This window comes from Promicromonospora citrea (genome assembly GCF_013004695.1).
Classification (GTDB): Bacteria; Actinomycetota; Actinomycetes; order Actinomycetales; family Cellulomonadaceae; genus Promicromonospora; species Promicromonospora citrea.
In genome coordinates this window covers 1-2,071 of sequence record NZ_JABEMG010000262.1, presented here as the reverse complement: position 1 = coordinate 2,071, position 2,071 = coordinate 1, and the positions used below count along the sequence as shown (strand labels likewise).

Annotated in this window: 2 protein-coding genes; both read right to left on the bottom strand. The window is 79.4% G+C overall.

What is annotated here, in order from left to right:
- The coding region (locus tag HLB15_RS23420; protein ID WP_171109142.1) for a type II secretion system F family protein at positions 1–813 on the bottom strand (813 nt) is incomplete at its 3' end.
- Complete coding sequence (locus HLB15_RS23415; RefSeq protein ID WP_373291018.1) at positions 807–2,006, bottom strand: TadA family conjugal transfer-associated ATPase; 1,200 nt, start codon at positions 2,004–2,006, stop codon at positions 807–809. The genes HLB15_RS23420 and HLB15_RS23415, both read right to left, overlap by 7 nt.
- Positions 2,007–2,071: the final 65 nt, after the last annotated feature.

The following is a 2,071-nucleotide window of genomic DNA, read 5'->3' as shown; positions in this document are numbered from 1 at the left end:
GCGGGCTGCCCGGACGAGCCCGTCGCCGTCCGCTCCGCCGATCGCCGCCCCGACCGCCTCCAGCGCCCGCGGCACGCCCGCGCCGGCCCGCAGGGCGGCCGCCGTCAGCGCGAGCTGGACCATGAGGTCGACGCCCGGCCGGTCGGGTCCGCGGGCCGCTGCGACGAGCCGGTCCGCCCAGACCCGCCCGAGACCTGCCAGCACCAGGCCGAGCACGACGGACGCCGTCCCGACCCCGCCGTCGGTCGCCGACGCCACCGGGTCCGCGCCGAGCCCCCAGCCCAGCAGCGCGCCGGCGAGCGGGAGCCACACGAGCAGCTGCCCGGTGGTCCGTGGCGCCGCGAGCGCCGCGTCCCGGTCCGCCGTCGCCTCGGCCTCCGCCACGAGCGTCCCGGCGACCTCCTCCAGGACGCGCCCGAGCGGTGCGCCGACGTCGAGCGCGAGCCTCGTCGCCGCGACGACCGCCTCCGCGTGCCGCGGCCCGAGCACCTGGGCGAGCCCGTCCTGGTCGGGGACGCCGGTGAGACCCGCGCCGACACCGGCCGCACGTGACCACGCCACGCCGGGCGACGCACCCGCCCGGAGGAGCGCGACGACCTGCATGACCAGCACACGGACGTCCCCGCCCGGCCCCGGCCGGCTTCCCGGCCGCCGCCCGGGTCGCCCCAGCGGTCGCCGCGTGGGCCTGGCGGGGCCGCGCGTCGCGGCCGCTTCGTCGAGGACCAGCACCTCGCGCACCCGCCGGCCGCCGCCCGCGAGCAGGAGCCAGCCTCCGGCCGCGACGAGCGCACCGACCGCCCCGGCGGTCACCACGGCCCGAACCGCCGCGCGAGCTCGTCCCAGGCACCGGGGTCGACGGTGACGTCGCCGTCCGGTGCCCTGCGGGCGGCTGTCCGCACCTCCAGCTCCCCGCCCGCGTCGCGGCCGACCAGGCCGATCTCGGCGAGGTACCGCACGTCTCTCGACCGCCGCAGGTGGAGCACCACGTCGATCGCCCCTGCCGCCTGCGCCGCGACCGCCTCGCGCGTCATGCCGGCCAGGCCGGCGAGAGCCTCCAGCCGGGCGGGGACCACCCCCACGGCGTTGGCGTGCAGCGTCGCGAACCCGCCGTCGTGCCCGGTGTTCATCGCCATGAGCACCTCGCGGACCTCGGCGCCACGGCACTCACCGAGCACGATCCGGTCGGGCCGCATCCGCAGGGCGTTCCGGACGAGTCCCGCGAGGTCGACGGCGCCCGCGCCCTCGACGTTGGCGCGCCGGGCCGCGAGGTGCACCACGTGCGGGTGGTGGGGGCGCAGCTCCCGCGCCTCCTCGACGGTCACGACGCGCTCGGTCGCGGGCACGAGCGAGAGGAGTGCGGCGAGGAGCGTCGTCTTGCCCGTCCCGGTGCCTCCGCTGATCAGGACGTTCGCCCGCCGGCGGACCAGCGAGCGCAGCAGGCCGGACCAGGCAGCGGGCAGCGCGCCACCGGCCACGAGCTCGTCGAGCCCGAGCACGCGGGTACGGAGCACGCGCAGCGAGATCACGGCGCCGGCCTCGGCCAGCGGCTCGAGGACGGCGTGCAGGCGCGTGCCGTCGGGGAGCCGGGCGTCGACGGTCGGGCAGGCGTCGTCGAGCCGCTGGCCGCCGAGGGCGGCGAGGCGCACGGCGAGCGACCGCACGGCGGCGGGCGTCCCGAGGTCGAGGTCGACCCGGCGCAGGCGGGACCCCTGGTCGACCCAGACGTCACGGGGACCGTTGACCAGCACGTCGGTGACGCCCGGCAGCTCGAGCAGGCCCTGCAGGGGTCCGGCTCCGGTGAGCTCGGCCGCGGCCGCCCGCTCGAGGTCACGCAGCGCGTCGGAGCCGAGCACGCGGCCGGACTCCCGGACGGCGTCGCGCACCGCCACGCCCGGCGGCGTGCGGCCGGTGGCGAGGCGCGACCGCACGTCGTCGAGGAGCGACGCCGGGGCGCTGCCGAGGAGCGACGCCGGGGCGCTGCCGAGGAGCGACGCGGGGGCGCTCACAGCGCACCCGCCAGGTCGACGGCGAACCGCCCGAGCGGTGCGCGGTGCGACATCGCGGGCCCTTC